At 65.2% G+C, this 21,858-nt stretch carries 17 protein-coding genes; 14 read left to right on the forward strand and 3 right to left on the reverse strand.

Going from position 1 to position 21,858, the window contains the following annotated elements; all coding sequences use genetic code 11:
• The first annotated feature begins 165 nt into the window (after nucleotides 1-165).
• A complete protein-coding gene (locus tag FBY33_RS06820) occupies nucleotides 166-618 on the forward strand; it encodes a hypothetical protein (protein ID WP_142029896.1) in 453 nt (150 codons plus the stop codon).
• Nucleotides 619-1,547: 929 nt separating this feature from the next.
• Here FBY33_RS06820 and FBY33_RS06825 read toward each other — a convergent pair.
• The 3 genes from FBY33_RS06825 to FBY33_RS06835 form a co-directional block, all read right to left on the reverse strand.
• Entirely contained in the window at nucleotides 1,548-2,636 is a 1,089-nt protein-coding gene (locus FBY33_RS06825) for an IS110 family transposase (RefSeq protein ID WP_142029897.1), read from the reverse strand.
• A 722-nt stretch (nucleotides 2,637-3,358) separates the two neighbouring features.
• A complete protein-coding gene (locus FBY33_RS06830) occupies nucleotides 3,359-3,562 on the reverse strand; it encodes a hypothetical protein (RefSeq protein WP_235010474.1) in 204 nt (67 codons plus the stop codon).
• A gap of 1,753 nt (nucleotides 3,563-5,315) precedes the next feature.
• Entirely contained in the window at nucleotides 5,316-5,783 is a 468-nt protein-coding gene (locus FBY33_RS06835; protein ID WP_142029900.1) for a MarR family winged helix-turn-helix transcriptional regulator, read from the reverse strand.
• A gap of 134 nt (nucleotides 5,784-5,917) precedes the next feature.
• Here FBY33_RS06835 and FBY33_RS06840 point away from each other — a divergent pair, with 134 nt between their 5' ends.
• The 13 genes from FBY33_RS06840 to FBY33_RS06900 all read left to right on the forward strand — a co-directional run bounded on the left by FBY33_RS06840 (nucleotide 5,918) and on the right by FBY33_RS06900 (nucleotide 21,779).
• Nucleotides 5,918-6,859, forward strand: coding sequence for an SDR family NAD(P)-dependent oxidoreductase (locus tag FBY33_RS06840; protein ID WP_142029901.1), 942 nt, complete (start codon nucleotides 5,918-5,920; stop codon nucleotides 6,857-6,859).
• Between the two features lie 2 nt (nucleotides 6,860-6,861).
• Complete coding sequence (locus FBY33_RS06845) at nucleotides 6,862-7,752, forward strand: amidohydrolase family protein (protein WP_142029902.1); 891 nt, start codon at nucleotides 6,862-6,864, stop codon at nucleotides 7,750-7,752.
• A 1-nt stretch (nucleotide 7,753) separates the two neighbouring features.
• Nucleotides 7,754-8,968: an acyl-CoA dehydrogenase family protein gene (locus FBY33_RS06850; protein WP_142029903.1), complete on the forward strand. Its 1,215-nt coding sequence runs from the start codon at nucleotides 7,754-7,756 to the stop codon at nucleotides 8,966-8,968.
• 43 nt (nucleotides 8,969-9,011) lie between these two features.
• Nucleotides 9,012-9,467 carry a MaoC family dehydratase gene (locus FBY33_RS06855; RefSeq protein WP_142029904.1) on the forward strand — a complete coding sequence of 152 codons (456 nt, stop codon included), beginning with the start codon at nucleotides 9,012-9,014 and terminating at the stop codon, nucleotides 9,465-9,467.
• 135 nt (nucleotides 9,468-9,602) lie between these two features.
• Nucleotides 9,603-10,949, forward strand: a complete 1,347-nt coding sequence (locus tag FBY33_RS06860; RefSeq protein ID WP_142029906.1) for an MFS transporter — start codon at nucleotides 9,603-9,605, stop codon at nucleotides 10,947-10,949.
• A 7-nt stretch (nucleotides 10,950-10,956) separates the two neighbouring features.
• Entirely contained in the window at nucleotides 10,957-12,534 is a 1,578-nt protein-coding gene (menE, locus tag FBY33_RS06865) for an o-succinylbenzoate--CoA ligase (protein ID WP_142029907.1), read from the forward strand.
• Between the two features lie 90 nt (nucleotides 12,535-12,624).
• On the forward strand, nucleotides 12,625-13,653 hold the full coding sequence (locus tag FBY33_RS06870; protein WP_142029908.1) for a bile acid:sodium symporter family protein: 1,029 nt from the start codon (nucleotides 12,625-12,627) through the stop codon (nucleotides 13,651-13,653).
• 134 nt (nucleotides 13,654-13,787) lie between these two features.
• Entirely contained in the window at nucleotides 13,788-16,253 is a 2,466-nt protein-coding gene (locus FBY33_RS06875) for a molybdopterin oxidoreductase family protein (protein WP_142029909.1), read from the forward strand.
• Nucleotides 16,250-16,732: a hypothetical protein gene (locus FBY33_RS06880; RefSeq protein ID WP_142029911.1), complete on the forward strand. Its 483-nt coding sequence runs from the start codon at nucleotides 16,250-16,252 to the stop codon at nucleotides 16,730-16,732. The genes FBY33_RS06875 and FBY33_RS06880 overlap by 4 nt, the downstream gene beginning before the upstream one ends.
• 113 nt (nucleotides 16,733-16,845) lie before the next feature.
• Nucleotides 16,846-17,805, forward strand: a complete 960-nt coding sequence (locus tag FBY33_RS06885; RefSeq protein WP_160141945.1) for an alpha/beta hydrolase fold domain-containing protein — start codon at nucleotides 16,846-16,848, stop codon at nucleotides 17,803-17,805.
• Nucleotides 17,806-17,858: 53 nt separating this feature from the next.
• Entirely contained in the window at nucleotides 17,859-18,740 is an 882-nt protein-coding gene (locus FBY33_RS06890; protein WP_142029914.1) for a fumarylacetoacetate hydrolase family protein, read from the forward strand.
• Entirely contained in the window at nucleotides 18,740-20,566 is a 1,827-nt protein-coding gene (locus tag FBY33_RS06895) for an FAD-dependent monooxygenase (protein WP_142029916.1), read from the forward strand. Before FBY33_RS06890 ends, FBY33_RS06895 begins: the two co-directional genes overlap by 1 nt.
• Entirely contained in the window at nucleotides 20,544-21,779 is a 1,236-nt protein-coding gene (locus FBY33_RS06900; protein WP_142029917.1) for a DUF3500 domain-containing protein, read from the forward strand. Before FBY33_RS06895 ends, FBY33_RS06900 begins: the two co-directional genes overlap by 23 nt.
• The last annotated feature ends 79 nt before the right edge of the window (nucleotides 21,780-21,858 follow it).

The raw sequence follows: 21,858 nt of genomic DNA on the forward strand, positions 1-21,858 counted from the left end.
GCTCCGCGGTGGTTCTACGCGCCATTTATCGATCACAGAAGGCTGGAGGCCCCTCCGAAAAGATAGGGGGCATCACGCTATTGCTAGCCAAGCGGGCAAAAAACATACTGTGATCTATCTGTAGTCCTTCAGCAAAAGAAGCTGCAGCCGAGGGAAGGTCATCTCATGGCGACACTCAAGACCCTATGGGTCATCCATAAAACGGGGAGCGGACAAGGAGGATTAATCACCCGGCCAGGTTTCCCCCCAATCCCGAGCGGCGACGACGCAGGTAGCGGCGAAAGATTCAATCTTTGGATCAACAACAGTCGATTCCGTTTTCCCGATCGTCCTGAGGATCGAATGCCGGGCAAGGTCCAGGAATACAAGTTCGACGTTGAGTCAGCCGACGTTGATATGGACGATATCGACGGCCGAAACATTGAGATGGAAATTCTTGGCAGCAACGCTTGGCTTCCCTCTTCAATATGGGCGATTGGTGAAGACATAACTCGGGACAGGAAATTGCTGGTACACATTCCGGATTGGCCGACCGATCAGTTCTGGAGCACCGATCGGAGCAAAGGCGAACCCCGCCGGTTTCTGAGGCGCATCGAAATCCACGATCACCGCCAGTGATGGTGCTGATAAGCGGCGCGGGGAAAACGACATTCTTGTAGCTGCCTTTGGCGCACGTTCCAGGGTGCCGATTCAGCTTCCGTTAAGTGGTGCTGGAAGGCTCTACAGCCGGCACCAGTCAAGGAAGCTCCAGCCTGCCCAATACTTAGCCGAATCGACTGCCCGCGACTCCCAGCACCCAACCGGCAGCGTAGTCAGTGTTGCTGCCGACGGCCTTTTTTCGGGCTACTTTCTTTCAGCAGGGATGCTTCTATATTCGTCAAGTTCAGGCTCCGCCAAGAGAAGAGTGTTACTGACGGCCAGAATTTGGTGCGGATTGGTCAGCGAGCAGGGATAAGGCCGGCTCTCCGGCCGCCACTTCCAACGCTCCTTTGTCGGTTTCGCATGCAGCAATTTTCCAAGAACGGGGAAGCTCCGCTGGCTTCTTGGACGGCGGGCCAAGCAAGCGAATGGAGGACAGCTGGCTAAACTCCCGGACCTGCCCGGGGGAGGAAGCATCGACCCCCAAAGGTCGGAAGGCGATTCTCCCGTCCCTCACTTCCGCGAGGCCCCTTTCCCACCTATCGCTCAATGATCCAGGGATCGAGTTGGGGTAACGAACAGCGCACTCGATGAGACCTCGTTCAACGTCCCGCATCAGACGAGCTTCTCTCTCGGAGCCTGCCAGCCGATAAACAACGAACGTGCAGGCAGCCATCGCGGCGATAGTCAGTCCTATTGAGGGCCAGAAACCAAGGGATCGATTGATAATGCTTGAAACCAGAATGGCAGTGAAGAGCAGCCACCAGTACGATCCCCTTTGGACTCTTTCCCACCTTCCAAGAGGCGACGGCTTGAGGATTTCAGCTGGCATGCCTCGATGGTAGCGGCTCTCTGAATGGCCAAACAGAAGTTCGCAACCCTAAACCGCAAGTTCTGCTTTTTAGCGTCTAATAAGCAGGGCTTGGTATTCCGTGCCCACCCGGAATCTCGTGAGCCCCACTGAGGGTTCGAAAAATTTGTCGAGTGATGTACCGCTTCAGACTGCGGATGATTTCCTTCTTGTTCCGCCCTTCGCGCGTCCGTCGGATTACGTACTCCCTGGTGTCTTGGTGGCTGCGCATTCTCACGATGGCGATGGTGTGGATGGCCTTGTTCAGTTGACGGTCTCCGCCGCGATTGAGCCGGTATCTCGTCTTTCCTCCTGATGAAGCTGGGATCGGGCAGGTGCCGGCAAGCGCGGCCAGTGCGGCCTCGGAGCGGACGCGGCCTGGATGGGACCAAGCCGTGGGGATCGCTGCGGCGCTAATCGGTCCGACGCCTGGCATGTCCAGGAGTGCTTGGTTGGTCTGCTCGACCAACAGAGCCATATCGGCCCGGTTCTGCTCGAGCTGGTCTTCAAGCGCGAGGATTTGCTTGGCTAAACGAGTGGCTTCCGAACGACTTACCCGGGTGCCGACACCTTCGTCCCGTGTCCTCCAGGCTGCAACGGTTCCGATCGTTTTCGGATTCAGGGACTTACGGAGATCGATTCCTAGGTCGACGACTCGCAGCAGCGCGATCAACGAATTGATAGCCGCGGTTCGTTCGCGGACCATTGAAGTCCTGGCAACGGTGAGAACACGTAATGCCATGTGGTGTTGGCCGGCACGTGGTTCCCGAAGCTCATCCGTCTCGATTCCTAGGACGGCCCTCGCCGCCCGGGCTGCGTCGATACTGTCTGATTTTCCCCTTTTTCGACCCACTCGACGTTCGGGAAAAGGTGCCTCGATGACTCGATAGTCCGACTCCGTCGCCAGCTGGCGAAACTTCGCACCATATGATCCGGTTCCTTCCATGGAGAGCAGTACGCGTGAGTTATCGCCGGTGCTGCGACGAGAAATCCAGCGCAATGCCCGGTTCATCCCCGTGTTTGTTGAAGGGAAAGTATCGTTCGCGATCTCAGCACCTGTGAGCGTGGAAATGATTGCCAAGGTGTGCGTTCTCGAGTGTGTATCAATGCCAACAACAAAGTCATAAGACTGCGCCACGACGGCCATTTGTACCTCCTGCAGTTCCTTCAGATCAGGGCGGGTATCAGTGGAATACGGCGAGGCAAGTCTGGGATGGGCCACAACCAGGGAGGCTGGGCAGGCTTCTAATCAAGCCATCGCAGTAGACAGAACCGATGCTGGACTTTGGATGGGCGGGCAGATCCCTGCAAGCGCACCTCGCGGTAAAACCGAAGGGCAAAACGACACAAGGGCCACGCCCGTCCAAAGTCACAGCACCAGCCTGCCAGCCAGTCTCAGACCGGGTATTCAAACACTCCCAGACGACACATACCAGTGGCACCTTTCCGCCATGGTTTCCTGCGTCGCCGGGAGCGGGGGAGCCTCTTAGGGCACAGGGGGCTTTCGCTTGGGCGAACCTGCGGGGATTACCACAGTCGCCGGCGGCGCCAACAACCACGCGTCCCTGTCGTTTTCAGAAGCTGGCTGCACAACGTCCCGCCGAATTCCGGGGTTTGTGCAGACGGGTTGTGATCCGTAACTGGGCGATACTCCTGTGCACAAGTGCCCGTTTGCTCAACACTCCTATTCACATTCCGCGACATCGATTATGTCTCGAAACCTTGAGGATTCGGGGCGAGGATATGAGACACAGGATTGAGCTCTCCCGTAACGGGGATCGTTAAATGAGACCGTTACCTTCGCTTCGCCCAAAGCTCTTGGCCCGCTGTGCGTAGAAGAATAGCGCCCTCGTTCCGTAAAGAGCCTGCCTACTCGCTCTTGAAGTTGAGTGTGTCAGTTCCACTCTTCCAGGTGAGAGTCCCGTTGCTGAAGGTCTGTTCAATGGGCCGCTGCAGGAAGTCCTGCACCCACTGCTGCTGCTCGCCCATGTTCTTGTCGGTGCACCCGCTCGCACCGATCACGATGTCCCTGACAGTGAGCGTGGTACCTGTGATTTTCGCTGGACCGCTCATGGGCGCGCATCTGGGTACCACGGCCAGCCAAAGTTCACCGTTTACGGACATCAGCTCCGCGCTAACACCCCCGGATGCTACCCAGGGGAGGTCTTCGCCATTCGCCGTGCCCGAGATGCCCAGGTATTTCGCGCACGGGGCCGACGGCAAGAACGCCGCACAGGATGATTGGGGCGGGGAAGTGATCGTAGAACCAGGAACCGCACTGGCGGACGTAGGGGATTCGACGGACACAGGTACAGCGGTTTCCGGCACCCCGGTTCTCACCTCACCACAAGATGTCAGCAGCACGCCAACAAACAGAAGAGGAACCATGTTCCACCACAACCCTGGTCGGCTCCGCCGCATTCTTGCTCCCCCAATGTCCGCTACCGCGTCAGGCCACGCAGGTGCCCTCAGCATTCCACCCACCCATCCCTTTGTGAAGGTGCACGACGGAAAACCGCGCTCAGAGAACGTCCGATGGAGGATCCCTCTACGGGACCCTCACGCCTCACGACGGCTATCTAGGCGTTCGGGAACCCCGGGCATCGGTTCCGGAGAGGCACTCCTCACCCTTAAAGGGCCCCGCGCTGGCGATGTGAGCTCCGTAGACTGATTAGTAGCGGAAGGAAGCAATCATGACCAAGCGCCAAACGCCCGGTATCTGGGTGTTGTACTTGATCCCACCCTTCGCCTTCGCCGCCTTCCTCGTTTGGCTCATGAGGGACGTCTGGCATTGGTTCTGACGGCCTGTAATCCCTTAGGCCCTGACGCCCCTGCACGCGCTCAGGGACGGGTCATTTAGACCGGGCTCAGTTAGCCGGCTGTTTGTTGGGCGATGGTGTGGGCAAGGCGATAGGAGTCCATGCCGGTTTCGATGATCCCACTTGACCACGTCGTGATCGTCCAGCAGCCATCCTAGACTGCCCGTAAGCCGGTCCCCAGCCGGGTCACTGCGACATAGATGATTTCCTTTGAGGAGTGCGGCATCCCGGTCCTCGAAAATTCCCGTAAGACCCGCCCGCAAAAATGCCCGGTGAAGGTGCCCTAAACGCTACACATCAAATCGCCTCAAACCTTGCGTTGCCCGGGCAGGGGTTTCGAGGCACCGAGGCGATGGAAAAGATGCAGTGCATTCAAAAGGAAACCCCTATATGCTCCGATCAGCGTCCACTTATGAGGGAGCGCAATGAAAAGCATTCGGTCATGGCGATTTCTGGTTCCATCCTTACTCCTCACCGCGCTGCTCACATCATGTGGCGGCGATGAGGTGGCGGGTGGGCCGGGAACTGGGGAACCCAAGGCGACCTCCGCGAGCCCAACTCCTGGGTTTGCCAGCAGCCCCGTGACAGAAGGCGGCCCGGTAGCGTGCGTTGATTGGGTTCGGTTCGAGACCCCTCAGGACCAATACGACAAGGCCCCCGTGGTCCTCATCGGAAAGTCTGTAAGCCAGGCCGGCGAGAGCACGATTTACGGTTCCAAAGCCACCACTCACCTCATTGAAGTAGAGCGGGTTCTCAAAGGAGACCCCGGAGATGGGAACCTGCGTATCTCCTCGATGCCCCCGACCTGCACTGTAGGAGAGACTTACCCGGATGGCGATCCGCTCGATACCGCTGAAAGAGTCATCATTTTTGCGACCGAGCACGGCGCTGAGTGGTTCACCATGACGCCGGCACGAGGGGTCATGTCTTTCCCTCAAGGCTCCAGCCTGCCCTTTCACTAGCGCCGTCACCGCGTGAGGAGTCCTATGGGAGCCCCACGGAGCTGCCTACTCCGCCGCACCCCACAGCGCTTTGCGGAGCAGCCGCTTCAACTCCTGCGACTCCTCGTCGGAAAGGCCGGCCAGCTGCTCGATTTCAGCTGCGTCCAGGGCCGCGCGGGCTTTGGTGTGCATCTTCCGCCCCTCGGCGGTGGAAACGATGATCTTGGCGCGCCGGTCGTGCTTCCCCTGCGCCCGCTCCACCAGCCCGCGCCGTTCCAGGTCGTCCACCAGCGTCACCACCTGGCTGGGGTCCAGGCTGAGGAAATCAGCCAGTTCCCGCTGCGTCGGCTCCAGCCCGCTGCACGCCAACGTCAGGACGGAGAAGGAGCGCTCGCGCAGGCCAAAGTCCGCCAGAGCCTTGTTGTTCAGGACCGAGCCCGCGGCATGCAGCTTGGCCAGCAGCAGGCCCACATCACTGCCGATCCTGGCGGCCGCAAGGCGCGGGGTCTGAACATCTGTGCCCAAGGTGGCCATCACAACTCCGGTACTGGTAAAAAACAATCGTTGACTTTTTCAATGATCCGTAATTTCATTGAATCCAACAAGGATCTCACACCGCAGTGGGACCACCCCAACGGCTTCGGCCGGCGCATGCGAAGGAGCAGGCCATGAGCTTGAACGGCAAGGTTGCAATCGTTACCGGGAGCGGGCAGGGCCTCGGCCTCGCCTACGCAAGGGAACTGGCCCGCCAGGGTGCCGCCGTCGTCATCAATGATGTGAACGCTGAGACGGCCGCCCAGGCAGTCGCACAGATCGAGGCCGACGGCGGACGGGCCACCGCCGTGGTGGTTCCGGTGGGAAGCACGGACGCCGCCAAGGCCCTGGTGGCCGGGGCTGTTGATGCGTTTGGCCGGTTGGACATCCTTGTCACCAACGCCGGGATCCTGCGGGACAAGAGCATCCTGAAGATGACGGACGAGGACTTCGACGTGGTTATCAACGTCCACCTCAAGGGCACCTTCACCTGCGTCCGCGAGGCCTACGCCTACTTCAAGGAAAACAATGTCGCCGGCCGGATCATCACCATCGGCTCGCCCACGGGCCAGCGCGGCAACTTCGGCCAGACCAACTACGCGGCGGCCAAGGCCGGAATCGTGGGCATGGTCCGCACCTGGGCGCTGGAAATGAAGAAGGCCGGCGTGACCGTCAACAGCGTCATCCCGGTGGCCGCCACGGCCATGACCAAGACGGTGCCCTACTTCCAGAAGGCAGTTGAGGCGGAGGAGCGCGGCGAGGCCATGCCGTCCTTCTTCCGCCACGCCCTTGGCTTTGGAACGGCCGACGACGTCTCCGGACTGGTTGCCTTCCTCGCCTCCGACGAGGCCGCCAACATCACCGGCCAGGCCATCGGCGCCGGCGGTGACCGGCTGCAGGTCTGGACCCATCCGGAAGCTGCCACCACCGAATACCGTGAGGGCGGCTGGAGTTATGAGGCGCTGCGGGACAACGCCGGCCAGCTGTTCAACCGGGACACCCTGCAAAGCTACGGCGAACAATTCCTGCCCCTGCCGGAAGAGCTCAAGCCCGCACAGCCGGCCGAGGCCCGCTGACCATGGCTGACCGTTACGAGCTGGGCATCGACCCAGCGAAGCTCGACGCAATCGACATGCATGTCCACCTCGAGGTGGACAGCTGCGGCCACGGGTCCCTGCCGGAGGCCCTGACCGAGGCATCGGCCAAGTACTTCAAGGCCGAGGACCGCACCCCGTCCCTGGACCGGATCGCCGAGGTCTACCGCGAACTGAACATGGCCGCCGTCGTGTTCACCGTGGACGCCCGTACCCAGCTCAAGCACGAACCCAACAGCATCCCTGAGCTGATCGCCGGCGCCGCCCGGAACAATGACGTCCTGATTCCGTTCGGCAGCGTAGATCCGCGTACTGGCGAGGACGCGATCGCCGGTGCCAAGCACCAGGCCATCGAGCTCGGCGCGCGCGGCTTCAAGTTCCACCCGTCCCTGCAGGGCTTCGATCCCTCCAACGAGCGCTTCTACCCGCTGTGGGAGACGCTCCAGGAACTGGGCCTGCCGGCCATCTTCCACACCGGACAGAACGGCATGGGCGCCGGCCTGCCCGGCGGCTACGGCATCAAGCTCGCCTACTCCAACCCGCTGCTCCTGGACGCGGTGGCCGCGGACTTCCCGGGCCTGCAGATCATCATGGCCCACCCCTCCGTGCCCTGGCAGGACGAGGCAAACTCCATCGCCACGCACAAGGCGAACGTGTTCATCGACCTCTCCGGCTGGTCGCCCAAGTACTTCCCGGAGTCCCTGGTGAAGGCCTCCAACTCCTACCTGCAGGACAAGGTGCTGTTCGGCACCGACTTCCCGCTGATCACCCCGCAGAAGTGGCTGGGCGCCTTCGCGGACCTGCCCCTGAAGGACGAGGTCCGGCCCAAGATCCTCAAGCACAACGCGGTCCGCCTCCTCGGGCTGGGCGGCTGAGATGAACAGCTTGACGACGACGGCACCCGGCCTGGGTGCGCGCCTCTACTCCGCAGCGGACTGGTACGACGCCGAGTCCCTGCTCACGCAGGACGAGCGCCAGGTCCTGGCCCGGCTCCGGGACTTCCTGGACCGCGAAGCGAAACCCCTTCTGGCCGACTACTGGGAGCGGGGTGAGTTCCCGGAGCAGCTCGCCCGGCCGCTGATCGACCTGGACCTCATGGAACCCGCGGAACTCACTGTGGACGGGCCTGCCCGCGGGATCTACCAGGGCTTCCGGATCTTCGAACTCGCCCGCACCGACGCCTCCCTGGCCACCTGGTACACGGCCCAGGCCGGCCTGTTCCGCACCGCCATCCGCGTCGGCGCTTCCGAAGACCAGCAGGGCGAGTGGATGCCAAAGGTCATCGACTTCTCGCTCAAAGGCGTCTTCTCCCTCACGGAACCGGAGTCGGGCTCGGACATCGCCGGTGGACTGTCCACCACAGCCCGCCGTGAAAGCGACGGCAGCTGGATCCTGGACGGTGCCAAGCGCTGGATCGGCGGCGCCGCCACCGCTGACGTCCTGGCCGTGTTCGCCCGGGACGCCGCCGACGGGCAGGTCAAGGCCTTCCTGGTGGACCGGACCACGGACGGCGTCACCCTGGAGAAAATCCACGGGAAGACCTCGCTGCGGATGATGCAGAACGCCCACATCACCCTGACAGGCGTCCGCGTCCCGGAGTCCATGCGCCTGCACAACGTGAACTCCTTCAAGGACGTCGCGGCGATGCTCCGGGCCATGCGTTCGGACGTTGCCTGGATTGCCACCGGCATCGCCGCCGGTGCGTTCGAAGCCGCCCTGGCCTACGTCAATGAGCGTCAGCAGTTCGGCCGCAGCCTCGGATCCTTCCAGCTGGTCCAGGAGAAACTGGCCCGCATGCTGGGAAACGTCACCGCGTCCCTCTCCCTTGTGGTCCGGCTCACCGAGCAGCAGGCCAAGGGCATCTACCGTGACCAGGACTCGGCCCTGGCCAAGATGCAGACGTCCCTGTTCATGCGCGACACCGTTGCCCTGGCCCGCGAAGTAGTGGGCGGCAACGGCATCACCCTTGCCACCGACGTCGCACGCTTCCATGCCGACGCTGAGGCCGTGTACTCCTACGAAGGCACCCACGACATCAATGCCCTCATCATCGGCCGCGCCCTCACCGGCGAAAGCGCCTTCACCCGCTGAACCACACCTTCCTCACCCAACAAGCAACTGCCAGGAGGCAACGATGCCCAATCTCGTCGTCGATTTCGACACCCTGCTCACCCTGTCCGGCAAGGACCTCGGCACCACCGACTACCGCCAAATCACCCAGGGACAAATCAACCTGTTCGCCGACGCCACCGACGACCAGCAATGGATCCACACCGATCCCGAACGCGCCAAGGACGGCCCGTTCGGCGCCCCCATCGCCCACGGTTTCCTCACGCTGTCCCTGATCATCCCGTTCTGGGGCGAGCTGTTCGACGTTGACGGCGTCACCACCAAGGTCAATTACGGCCTGGACAAAGTCCGCTTCACCTCACCGGTCACCGTGGGCTCCAAGGTCCGCATGCACGCCACCATCGCAGACGTCACCGAGGTCAAGGGCGGTGCACAGATCAAGGTCAACGCCACCATCGAAATCGAAGGCCAGGAACGCCCCGCCGTCGTGGCCGAATTCCTGGCCCGCTTCTACAAGTAAGCCGCTTCGACAAGTAAGCCGCACCAGCGGCAGGAACCCTTCACAACACCGGCGGCGCCCCTTTCGGCGCCGCCTCCGCAGGCAACCCCAAAAACCCTTCCTCCGTACCCCATCCCTCCGTCCCTAGGAACAGCCATGTCCGGACACACCACGCTCGCACCTGCGGGCACGGCCGCCAAGCGCAAGGAAGCGCGCACGGTCATCCTGTCCAGCTATCTGGGCAGCACCATCGAGTTCTACGACTTCCTGCTGTACGCCACGGCCGCAGCAGTAGCCTTCCCCAAGGTCTTCTTCACCGGAACGGACGAATGGGTGGGCGTGGTGGCCGCCTACGCCACCTTCGCCGCCGGATACGTTGCCAGGCCGCTGGGCGGCGTGATCTTTGGCCACTTCGGCGACAAGGTGGGCCGCAAGGGGATGCTGATCATCTCCATGGCCATGATGGGCATCGCCTCCACCCTCATCGGCCTGATTCCCGGCGCCGGCGTGATCGGGCCGTGGGGCGCCGTCATCCTGGTGCTGCTGCGCGTCTGCCAGGGCATCGCCGTCGGCGGTGAATGGGGCGGTGCAGCGCTCATGGCGCTGGAGCACGCGGATCCCAAACGCCGCGGCTTCGCAGCCTCCTTCGTCAACGCCGGCGCCCCCACCGGCGCCGTGCTGGGCACCGTGGTGATGGGCATCTTCTCGGCCCTGCCGCAGGATGCGTTCCTGGCCTGGGGCTGGCGGGTGCCGTTCCTGCTGTCCTTCGTGCTCCTGATCGTTGGCATGTTAGTCCGCCTCCGGGTCTCCGAAAGCCCCATCTTCGCCGAGGCCGTGGCCAAGGAAGACGCCCAAGGCGCCAAGCGCAAGATCCCGCTGCTGGACGTGCTGCGCCGGCCCAAGGCACTGATCATGATCATGTTCGCCGGTGCCGCCGGATTCGGCCTCCAGGTGGTGCTGCCCACGTTCTCGGTGACGTACGCCGTCTCTAAGGGGGCACCGCAACAGGGCGTGCTCTACGCCTTCGCCGGCGCCTCGGCCATCTCCATCATCTTCGTGCTTCTGGGCGGCCGCCTGTCCGACCGGCTCGGCAGCCTGTCCGACCGGCTCGGCCGCCGGCCCGTGATGATCGCCGGACTGGCCCTTTTCATCGCCTACCTGTTCCCCATGTTCGGCATGCTGGGATCCGGCAACGTCGGCCTTGTCTTCCTGGCCTTCACCGTGGCACTGGTCCTGCACTCATGCCTGTACGGGCCGCTGGCAGCCTTCGTCTCCGAACAGTTCGGCACCACGTCCCGCTACACCGGCGCAGCCGTCGGCTACCAGCTGGCCACCCTCGTCGGCGCCGGCTTCACCCCGGGCATCATCGCCGGACTCTACAAGGACTCCGGCCAGAGCATCATCCCGGTGGTGGTGTTCCTGTCCGTCATGGCACTGGTCTCGATTGTCTTCATCGCCCTGACGCGGGAGTCTAAGAACAACGACCTCACCACGGTCCGTTAGGAGAACCATGGACAACAACGGAGTTGGATCCTGGCTGCAGCGCCGCCGCCGGAAGTCGGGCGCCAAGCCAGCCCTCCTGTCCGGTGCCGGCGCCTTGAGCTACCAAGAGCTGGCCGAAAGGGCCGACCGCCTGGCCAACGCACTCCGGGACAGGGGAGTGGCAAAGGGTGACCGGGTGGCCTACCTGGGCGAGAACCACCCTTCCTTAGTGGAAACGTTCTTTGCCTGCGGCCTCCTGGGCGCCATCTTCGTGCCGCTGAACACCCGGCTCGCGCCGCCCGAACTGCAGTTCCAGCTTCAGGATTCCGGAGCCCGGCTCCTGGTCAACGCCGGCGTCCTTGAGGCGTCCGCCACTGCCGCGCTGGAAGGGACCGGTGTCACCCACCGCCTGGTGGTAACGCCCGACGGCGGGACGGAACCTTCGGCCGCCACGTCACCGGCCGCCGTCGGACCCTCTGAAGTGCCTCCGTGCGAGGCGACGCCCTATGAGGAGGCGCTGCAGGCATCGGCGCCGGATCCCGTCGACGTGGCCGTGGGGCACGATGACGGGGCGATGATCCTCTACACCTCGGGGACCACCGGCAAGCCCAAGGGCGCCCTGCTGACCCACGGGAACATCACGTGGAACTGCATCAACACCATCGTGGACATGGACCTGAGCCGCAATGACGTGGCATTGATGATCTCGCCGCTGTTCCATGTGGCATCGCTGGACATGGGCCTGCTGCCGATGTTGCTCAAGGGCGCCACCGTGGTGCTGGAGGCAAAGTTCGATCCCGCCAGGGTCCTGGAGCTGATCCAGGAGCACAAGGTGACCACGCTCAACGGGGTGCCCACCACGTTCCAGCTGCTCTGCGAGCATCCAGGCTGGGCGGCGGCGGACCTCAGCTCCCTGGACAAGCTCACGTGCGGTGGCTCCGCCATTCCCCGCCGCGTCCTGGACGCGTACGAGGACCGCGGGATCGGGTTCACCAGCTGCTACGGCATGACCGAAACGGCGCCCGGCGTCACCATGCTCCCGGTTAACAAGTCCAGGGAGAAGGCCGGCTCGGCGGGCCTGCCGCACTTCTTCACTGACGTCCGGATCGCCGATCCCATGGGCGGCGCAGTGGCTCCCGGCGAGGTAGGGGAGATCCAGATTTCCGGTCCCAACGTGATCAAGGAGTACTGGAACCGGCCGGAGGCCACCGCCGGGAGCTACGCTGACGGGCACTGGTTCCGTTCCGGGGACATGGGCTACCGGGACCAGGAAGGCTTCCTGTTCGTCTCGGACCGGCTCAAGGACATGATCATCTCCGGCGGGGAAAACATCTACCCCGCGGAGGTGGAAGCAGTCATCGCGGAGCATGCTTCGGTCAGCAGCGTGGCGGTCATCGGTGTCAGCGATGACAAATGGGGCGAGGTGCCACAGGCGATCGTGACCCTCCGCGAAGGCGAATCGTTGACGGAGGAGCAACTGCGGAGCTTCCTGGACGGCCGGCTGGCCCGCTACAAGATCCCCACGTCCCTGGTGGTGGTGGCGGACATGCCCCGCACGGCCAGCGGCAAGATCCGGAAAATGGAGCTCCGCAAGCAAGTCCATTAACAAGCCCGGCAGGCCGTATGGTTCCGCCGTTGTTTACCCTTACCGGTCATCAATTGGCGGAACCATACCAGCCAGTGCCAGCATGGTTGGATGCTTGAGGCAACTAAACCCCAGAATTCCCCGGGCGGGACGCCCGTCAACCCTGCGCTGGAAGCGGAAAGCAGGATCGCCCGCATCGCCGTAACGGTGTTCCCCCTCCTCGTGGTGGCCGCCGGCATTATCGGCTTCCTGCTCCCCGGGGTCTTCAAGCCCATGGGGCCCAGCGTGCCCTACCTGCTGGGCATCATCATGTTCTGCATGGGCTTGACCCTGACCCCGCCGGACTTCGCAGCGGTGGCCAAGCGGCCCTGGGCGGTGGCACTGGGAATCGTTGCGCACTACATCATCATGCCCGGCGCGGGCTGGCTGATCGCGGGCGCCCTCAACCTTGAGCCCGAGCTGGCCGTCGGCGTCATCCTGGTGGGCTGCGCACCGTCCGGGACCGCCTCCAACGTGATGGCATTTTTGGCCAAGGGCGATGTTGCCCTCTCGGTGGCAGTGGCTTCCGTTTCCACCCTGATCGCCCCGATCGTCACCCCCTTGCTGGTCCTGTTCCTGGCCGGTTCCTACCTCCAGATCGACGCCGCCGGCATGGTGCTGGACATCGTCAAGACCGTGCTGCTGCCAGTGGTGGCAGGCCTCCTGGCCCGGCTCTTCCTCAAGAAGCTCGTGGCAAAGGTGCTGCCGGCACTTCCGTGGGCATCCGCCGTCGTGATCTCCCTGATCGTGGCCATCGTGGTGGCCGGCAGCGCCAGCAAGATCATCGGGGCCGGTGCGATTGTGTTCCTCGCCGTGGTCCTGCACAACGGCTTCGGCCTGGGCCTGGGCTACCTCGCCGGGAAATTCGGCCGCCTGGACGACAAGGCCCGCCGCGCCCTCGCCTTCGAAGTGGGCATGCAGAACTCGGGCCTGGCCGCCACGCTGGCCACCGCCCACTTCAGCCCGCTGGCCGCGCTGCCGTCCGCCGTCTTTTCCCTGTGGCACAACATCTCCGGCGCCATCGTGGCTGCCTGGCTCGCCCGGCGGCCGCTGCAGGAGAGCACGGTCCAGGAAAGCCAGGTCCAGGAAACCCGGGCCTAAGCGCCTGACCTGCACGGCCATTGCCGGGCGGCACCAAAAACACCTGTTACCACCAGCGTCTCCTGGGTACGGGAGCCGGTAGGGACAACGTCGTTTTCGATGTTGCCTGCCGGTTCCGGACAGGAGATGGACAGATGACTCGGATTGACCGAATAGCTGAACCATGGGGGACAAGGACACCGTACGGCAGTGGCGGTGAATGGCCGGTCAGGGTGGACAGCCACCTGGCCGAGGGCATAACCCCGGAGGACGTGGACAGGTGGGTCCAGACGGCGTCGCTCCTCCACTCAAACGGCGACGCCATGGACATCGCCGTCAAGGACAACCGAATCGTCGGGGTGCGCGGCAGGGCCTCAGACAGGGTCAACCACGGCCGGCTGGGACCGAAGGACCTGTACGGCTGGCAGGCGAACGCATCACCTGACCGGCTCACCAAACCCCTGGTCCGCGAGGGCGGGAAGCTGGTGGAAACGGACTGGGACACCGCCATGCGGCGCGTGGTGGACCGCTCAAAGGCCCTGCTGGCGGAACAGGGCCCCAGCGCCATCGGCTTCTACACCACCGGCCAGCTCTTCGCCGAGGAGTACTACACCCTGGGCACGGTGGCCCACGGCGGCATCGGCACCAACCACGTGGACGGCAACACCCGGCTCTGCACGGCGACGGCGGCCGAGGCACTGAAGGAATCGTTCGGCTGCGACGGCCAGCCCGGCTCCTACACGGACGTGGACCACGCGGACGTGATCGCGCTCTACGGGCACAACGTGGCGGAAACCCAAACCGTGCTCTGGACCCGGATGCTGGACCGGCTGGCCGGGCCCAACCCGCCCAAGATCATCTGCGTGGACCCCCGCCCCACCCCCGTGGCCAAAGCCGCCACCCTGCACCTGGCCCCGCGGCCCGGCACCAACGTGGCCCTGATGAACGCCATCCTGCACGAGATCATCGCCAACGGCTGGGTGGACCAGGAGTACATCCAGGCCCACACCGTGGGGTACGCGGAGCTTGAAAAAGAGGTCAAGAACTACCCTCCCGCCCTGGCCGCAGAGATCTGCGGGGTCCCGGCGGAGCAGATCTCCGAGGCCGCAAGCATCATCGGCCACGCCGAGCGGCTGCTGTCCACGGTGCTCCAGGGTTTCTACCAGTCCAACCAGGCCACCGCCGCCGCCGTGCAGGTCAACAACATCAACATCATCCGCGGCATGCTGGGCAAGCCCGGCTGCGGCATCCTGCAGATGAACGGCCAGCCCACCGCGGAGAACACCCGGGAATGCGGGGCCGACGGCGACCTGGCCGCCTTCCGGAACTGGTCCAACGACGCCCACATCCAGGACCTGGCCCGGGTCTGGAACATCGACCCCATGTCCATCCCGCACTACTCGCCGCCCACCCACGTCATGCAGATGATGCGGTACGCGGAGGACGGCTCCATCAGGATGCTCTGGGTCAGCGGCACCAACCCCGCCGTCTCCCTCCCGGAACTGGCGCGGGTCCGCAGCATCCTGGAGCAGGAGCGGCTCTTCCTGGTGGTGCAGGACATCTTCCTGTCCGAGACTGCCCAGCTGGCCGACGTGGTTCTTCCCGCCGCCACCTGGGGCGAAAAGACGGGCACCTTCACCAATGTGGACCGAACCGTCCACCTGTCGGAGAAGGCGGTGGATCCTCCCGGCGACGCCCGGCCGGACCTGGACATCTTCATCGACTACGCCCACCGGATGGGCCTGCAGGACAAGGACGGGCAGCCGCTGATCAAGTGGCGCGATCCCGAGTCCGCCTTCGAAGCGTGGAAGGAATGCTCCCGCGGCCGCCCCTGCGACTACACCGGCATCACCTATGACAAACTGCGCGGCGGCTCCGGCATCCAGTGGCCGTGCAACGAGGAGAACCCGGACGGCACGGAACGGATTTACGCCGACGGCAAGTTCTGGGCCCACCCGGAGTACTGCGAGACCTACGGCCGGGACCTGATCACCGGCGCGCCCGTGGATCCGTCCGAATACAAGGCCCTCAACCCGGAGGGCAAGGCCATCATCAAGGCCGCCGAATACGTGCCGCCGCACGAGCTTCCCAGCCGGGACTTCCCGCTGCAGCTCATCACCGGCCGCACGCTCTACCAGTTCCACACCCGCACCAAGACCGGCCGGGCGCCTGAGCTGCAGGCAGCCGCCCCCGATGTCTGGGTGGAGTTGTCAGCGGACGACGCCGGCGCGTACGGGATTGCCGAGGGCGACCTTGCAGAGGTGGAGACCCCCCGCGGTTCAGTCCTCGCCAAGGTGCGGATCAGCGGGATCCGGACCGGCGTCCTGTTCCTGCCGTTCCATTACGGCTACTGGGACACCGACGGCGGCCACCAGCCCGACGGGGCCGGCAGGGCGGCCAACGAGCTGACCATCACGGACTGGGATGCAGCCTCCAAGCAGCCCATCTTCAAGACGGCGGCGGCACGCATTACCCGGGTTTCTGGCGGTGACGGGCCGTCCCTGGCGCCCACCACCACGGCGTCGGCTCCGGCCGGGGACTTCCCGGAAGAGGCCAGGACCAAGGGGATCTCCTCCGCACTGGCGGACGAAGCCACCGGCACGGCAGGAGGGGCACGATGAAGTTCGGGCTTGTACTTGAGGAAATGCACCGTTCCGAGAACGACCTGGCGCACCACCTACTGGTCATCTCGGAGCGGCACAAGGTGGACCACGAGATCTACCACCTGGCCCGGGACTTGGCGCGCTGGTCACAGCAGCATGTCCGGGACATCGCAGCGATCGCCGGAAACTACGGCCAGGACCTGGACCCGGAGCCGCGTGGCGAAGCGGGGCTCATGGAGACCCTTCGGGAAAAGGGCAGCGAGATGGTGGGCCGCCGCCCGGAAACCGGGATGTTGCTGCTGCGGGACCTGCGTGAGCTGTACCTGAAGGCCTGCGGCGTCTCCGCCGACTGGGAACTGCTGGCCCAGGCTGCCCAGGGGATGAAGGACAAAGACCTCCTGGCCCTGGCCGAAAAATGCCACCCCCAGACCATCCGGCAAATGAAGTGGGCCAACGGCAAGCTGAAGGAATCCGCCACCCAGGTCCTGGTCAGCTGATCCTCCGCACTCCATCGTCCCAACCCCCGCATGCACTGGAGCGCCCTTGAACTAGTTTCATTCAGTGAAACCGGCAGCGCGTCCGCCTCCGTCCATGGCCCAGAGTTGAGTCCATGAAGGCGGACGCCGGTAGTGGTCCGCTCCCAGCTACCCAGGACAGAGACGGCGCGGCACACATGGAGTCAACGATGACGGCACTGCGGATCCAGCGGGGGATTGAGTTCGCCCGGCCACAGGATGCCGGGCCCCTGCTGCTGGACCTCTACCTTCCCGGCGCTCCCGCGGAAGGCCAGGGCGGCCGGCCAGCCGTGATCCATTTCCATGGGGGCGGCTGGCGGATGGGGGAGCGGTCCTCGCTGGGGCCGGGCGTGGACAGCTTTGGCCTGAGCCCCATCGAACAGCTGGCGGAGGCCGGGTTCGTGGTGGCCTCCGCCGACTACCGCCTGACGGACGTTGCCACTTTTCCCGCCCAGCTGCTGGATGCCAAGGCAGCGGTCCGCTGGCTCCGCACCCACGCCGCTGAGTACGGGGTGGATCCGCGCCGGATCTACGCCTGGGGCGACTCGGCAGGCGGCCACCTTGCCGCCCTCCTCGGCCTGACCGCCGGAGCCGCGGAATTCGCTGAGCCGGAGGGCGCCCTGGAGGCTGACGGGGACGACCATGTTGCCGGGGTCGTGGCCTGGTACCCGCCCACCGATCTGGAACGGATGGGTGAACAGGCCAGGCCGGACGCCGTGGCGCGCGCTAATGACCCCGGCTCGCGTGAGGCGCTGCTGCTCGGCGCCCAGCCGGCCGCCGCCCCGGACAAAGCCAGGGCGGCCAGCCCCCTCAGCTACGTGCATCCGGACGCGCCGCCCTTCCTCCTCATCCACGGGACGGCGGACCGGTTCGTCCCCGTGGAGCAGTCCGCCGGGCTGGCCGAGGCGCTGGAAGGCGCCGGTGCCGCCGTCGAACTTCTCCTGCTGGAGGACGCGGACCATATGTGGCAACTGCCAGACGGCAGCAGCGCCGCGGCAGGGCAGGCAGCTGCCGCCACCATCGATTTCCTTTGCCGCCAGGCAAAGCAGCACTGACCAGCACTTCCTCCGGGCACCATCCGCCCGGAACAGACCCGAAAGGCCCCTCCATGCAGTTCATTGGCATCACGCACCACGGCCAACCTTGGGCGGCAGCGCTCGCCGGCTCCCGCATCCTCCCGCTCGCAGCCGTCGCCGATTTCTGGGCCGACGCGGAGGGTTGGCAGGACAAGGCAGCAACCATGGTGGCCGGCACGGCACAGCATGACGCGTCCGACGCCGGCGCCTGGCTGGAGCGCGGCACCGTCACCGAAGTGCCGCTGGTCCCGGCCTCCGCACGGGTCATCTGCGTGGGCCTGAACTACAAGGCGCACGTGGCCGAAGGCAGCTTCAAAGACCAGGAACTCCCGCCGTACCCCACCCTCTTTGCCCGCTGGACGGCGTCCCTGTCCGTGGGCAACGTCCCGGTTCCCGTTCCCGCAGGCGAGGCGGGGCTGGACTGGGAGGGCGAAGTGGCGGCGTACATCGGCCGCCGTGTGGAGTCCGCGGACGAGGCCACTGCTGCCGACGCCGTCTTTGGGTACTCCACCTTCAACGACATCACCTCCCGCAAGGCCCAGAAACTCACGTCGCAGTGGACCCTGGGGAAGAACGGCGACTTCAGCGGCCCCATGGGTCCACTGGTGAGCCGGGACGACGTGGGCGACCTGCGGGACGGGCTTCAGGTCCGCACCCGCGTCAACGGCATCGAAGCCCAGAACGGCAACACGCGGGACATGATCTTCTCTGTCCCGGCCATCATCGCGCTCATCAGCCAGACCTTCACGCTGCACCCCGGTGACGTCATTGCCACCGGTACCCCGGAAGGCGTGGGATACGCCCGCACCCCACAGTGGCTGCTGCAGCCCGGTGACACGGTCGAGGTGGAGATTGAAAAGCTTGGCACCCTGACCACGCCCGTGGGAGATCTTTCCCTCCGGAGCCGTGCCTGATGAGCACGTTCCAGAACGCCAAGGCCGCGGAGATCCCGGAGGAGGCGCGGGTCCTGGTTTCCGGCGGCGGCCCCAGTGGACTGTTCCTGGCCTTGGACTTCGCGTCCCGCGGCGTCCCCAGCACGGTCATTGACCCACGGATCAGCGTTGACCCCACCCGGCCCCGGGCCAAGACCACCAACGCCCGCACCATGACGCACCTGCGCCGGCTGGGCCTGGCCGATGCCCTCCGGAAGGCCTCGCCGCTGCCCGTGGACTATGCCCAGGACGTCATCTTCTGCACTGGACTGACCGGCCCTTCGGCCCATGAACTGCGCCGGTTCCGCAACGCGTTCCAGCTTGTGCCCGGCATCTACGGGCCGCAGCCGGAGTGCGGCCAGCAGGTCCCGCAGCCGGTCCTCGAGGAGGTGCTCCGCGCCGCCGTCGCGGACAACCCGCTGGTCACGTTCGTGACCGGGTGGGCCGTCCAGGAGGTCCGTGGGCCGGGCATTGCAGGAATCGACGCCGGCCTTCCCGGCTCTGGTCCTGACACCGGCACCCGTCGTGAGGCAGTCACGGCGCCGTACGCCGTCGTCGTCTCCGATGCCGCCGGCGCGCGCCGCACCATCCGCGCTGACTATGTGATTGGAGCCGACGGCGGGTCCTCCGCGGTGCGCCGCAGCCTGGGTATCCGCCTGGAGGGCGGCTCGGCAGCGCTGTCCAACATCAGCATCCTGTTCCGCTCGCAGTCACTGGCCTCCGCTGTTTCGCTGGATCCCGCCGTGCAGTACTGGGTGGTGGGATCGGAAACCTCGGGGATGGTGGGGCCTATGGACCTCGCCGACACCTGGTGGGCGATTGTCCAGGGCGTGGATCCCGCCGTCACCGTCACCGCGGCTGATGCTGCCGCCATGGTCCGATCGCTCGTAGGCGCTGAAGTGGACGTCGACGTGGTGGCTACCGATCCCTGGACGGCCCGCATGCTGCTGGCCCCGGAGTACAGCCGCGGGAACGTCTTCCTGGTAGGCGATGCCGCGCACCTGAACCCGCCGTGGGGCGGCCACGGCTTCAACACCTGCATCGGGGACGCCGCCAACCTGGCCTGGAAGCTCGCCGCCGTCATCAATGGCTGGGCCGGCCCCGGCCTCCTGGCCAGTTACGGGGATGAACGCCGGCCGGTGGCGGCCCGTACCATCCGCGACGCTGCGGAGAACGGCAAGGCCCTGGCCTACCACTTTGCTGACCCGGACCTTGCGCTCGCCGGCCCTGCCGGGGATGCCGCGCGGCGGGCCGCCCACGACGCCCTCGCCGTCAAGCAAAGCGAGTTTGATTCGCTGGGCCTGGTGCTCGGCTACGCCTACGCCGGCTCGCCCGTGGTGGTGCCGGACGGTTCCTCCCTCCCAGCGGAGGACCCCATCCGCTACGTCCCGTCCGCGGGCCCCGGTGCCCTGCTGCCGCACGCGTGGCTGCCGGACGGCACGTCACTGTACAGCCAGTTGGGAACCGGGTTCACGCTGCTGGCCGACGCCGGCGCGCTTGGCGGGGTGCCGGCGGCGACAGTCTTCGAGCCGGTGTTGGCGGCCGCTGCCCGGCAGGGCATCCCGGTGACCGTTGCCGCCGTCGGACCCTCCGCTGAAGGAACCGCGCTGTCGGCGCTGTGGGGCGCCAACGCCGTGCTGGTCCGTCCGGACCAGCACGTGGCCTGGCGGGGCGGCTCCGCCGCTGCCGCGGCTGATGCCCTTGCTGCCGCCGCGGGCTGGGCCAGGCATGCCCAGGATCGCTTTCCCGAACCATCAGCTTCCCTTGAGAACACCAGGAGTCCCCGTGTCGACGCCGTCATTCCGTGATTACCTGTTTGCCCCGGACCACCCGCGCGTGGCGGAGATCCGGGGCCTGAACGCCCGCGAGTACGCAGAAGCTGCCAAGAGCGACCCGTTTGCCGGGCCCATGATCGAAGGCTGGCAGAAGCTGTACCCGCAGGCCTTCACCGGCATCACCAGCGACGGCGTACGCCGGGAGGGCCTGTACCCGCTGGCGCCGGCCCGGCCCGGGGAGGAAGCGCCCACCACTGAGATGGTGGCCGCGGCCCGCAAGCTGCTCGATGCCGTCACTCCTGGCCAGGCAGAGAAGCTCAGCTACGCCGTGGACGCACCCGAATGGCAGAGCTGGGCCAACCCCGAATTTATGCAGCACGACACCGGGCTGCGCCTGGACGAGCTGGAGCCGCCCGTCCGTGACGCGGTCCTGGGCGTGGTGGAGACGTCCCTGAGCCCGGCCGGTTTTGAGCTGGTGCGGAACCTGATGCGCATCAACGGATTCCTGGGCGACCTGGTGGACCTGCCGCTGTTGATGAACGAATTCAGCAACAACTTCGCGCTGTACGGGGAGCCGTCCGAGACCGAGCCCTGGGGGTGGCAGCTCTTTGGCCACCACGCGGCACTGAACTGCCTGGTGGCGGGGACGCAGTTGGTGATGTCACCCGTGTTCATGGGCGCGGAGCCGGACGTGATCGACGCCGGGCCGCACCGTGGCGTCAAGGTGTTCAAGGAGCGCATCGCGCTGGCCCGGCAGTTGATGGGTGCGTTGCCTTCAGAGCTGCGCGCCGGGGCTGTTGTGTATGAGTCGATGGTGGACCCGGCAATGCCCGAAGGCCGCCTCCACCCCGGCGATGAGCGGCACCTGGGCGGCTGCTTCCAGGACAACCGGGTGATCCCGTACGAGGGGATCCGCGTGGCGGAGATGCCCGCGGAGGCCCGGGAGCTGCTGGACGCGGTGGTGGACGACTTCATCGCTTACCTGCCGGACGGGCCCCGCGCCGCCCGCCGTCGGGAAATCCGGGAGCACTACGGGGAATCGTTCTTCAGCTGGATCGGCGGCTGGGAGGGGGAGGAAGCCTTCTACTTCCGCCTGCAGAGCCCCGTGGTGGTGCTGGAACTGGACCACCACACCGGCGTATTCCTCAGCAACGACCAACCCGCCCCGTTCCACATGCACACCGTGGTCCGCACCCCCAACGGCAACGACTACGGCCGCGAACTGGTCAAGCAAGCCACCTCCTAACCCCCATCGATTGCTGAGTACTTGTCGTATACGACGCTCAAAACGACAAGTACTCAGCAATGGATGTCCCTAAAACCCA

Source organism: Arthrobacter sp. SLBN-112, assembly GCF_006715225.1.
In the GTDB taxonomy this organism is placed as follows: Bacteria; Actinomycetota; Actinomycetes; order Actinomycetales; family Micrococcaceae; genus Arthrobacter.